We start from the raw sequence: 893 nt of genomic DNA, 5'->3' as shown, positions 1-893 counted from the left end.
AGAAATTGTTCCTTTCACAGTTAAGTCGCGTAAAGGTGAAGTTGTTTTTGATAAGGATGAGCTTCCTGGTCAAGCACGCCCTGAAAAAATCCCTTCACTTCGTCCAGCATTCGACAAGAATGGCGTTGTAACTGCAGCTAACTCATCAGCAATTTCTGATGGTGCGGCAGCTGTAATTCTTTGTTCTGGAAAAGTTGCAAAAGAAAAAGGTTTAACGCCACTAGCGGTAATTCGTGCGACTTCTTCTCACGCAGAAGCTCCAGCGAAATTTACGCACGCACCATGTGGCGCTATTGAAAAAGTACTGAACAAAACAGGTTGGGCTTCAGCTGATGTTGACTTGTTCGAAGTGAATGAAGCCTTCGCAATGGTTGCAATGACAGCAATGAATGCGCACAACATTCCAGCTGAGAAGATCAACATTCACGGCGGTGCAGTAGCACTTGGTCACCCTGTTGGTGCTTCAGGCGCACGTATTATTGCTACGTTGATCTACGCCCTTAAGAAAGAAGGTAAGGCAAAAGGTCTTGCTAGCTTGTGTATCGGTGGTGGTGAAGCGACTGCAGTAACACTAGAACTTATCTAATAAGTTCGGGGTCGGAGTACATATGTACTCCGACCCCAATATTCCTAACAACAACCCGGCTTCCGACTAAAACGATTCAGCTAGTTCTTCAATTTTCGCACGCGCTTTCTCAGAAGCAGCATCGCGATTCGCATTCGTTGCATCCGCAGCAATCACCTCAACATTTTTTACGCCGATAAATGCTGCAACTTGCTTCATGTACGGTACAACGAAATCGACAGGACTGCCTACCGGCGCGCCACCCGTTGAAACAACTAAGTACATCGTATCAATGTTCAACAAACCCTCTGGGCCATTTTCTGTGTAA

At 46.0% G+C, this 893-nt stretch carries 1 protein-coding gene and 1 pseudogene; one reads left to right on the top strand and one right to left on the bottom strand.

Annotated features, from left to right (window positions below; genetic code table 11):
• A pseudogene (locus tag A3762_RS23930) lies at window positions 1-586 on the top strand (acetyl-CoA C-acetyltransferase); the annotation flags it as partial.
• Between the two features lie 66 nt (window positions 587-652).
• On the opposite strand, the gene A3762_RS23925 reads toward A3762_RS23930, so the two are convergent.
• Window positions 653-893, bottom strand: a 241-nt coding sequence (locus tag A3762_RS23925) for an NAD(P)H-dependent oxidoreductase (RefSeq protein WP_197469552.1), incomplete at its 5' end; no start/stop codon positions are given.

The organism is Oleiphilus sp. HI0125 (assembly GCF_001635355.1).
Note: the sequence above shows the minus strand (reverse complement) of the source record. Positions and strands in the feature narration are given on the sequence as shown.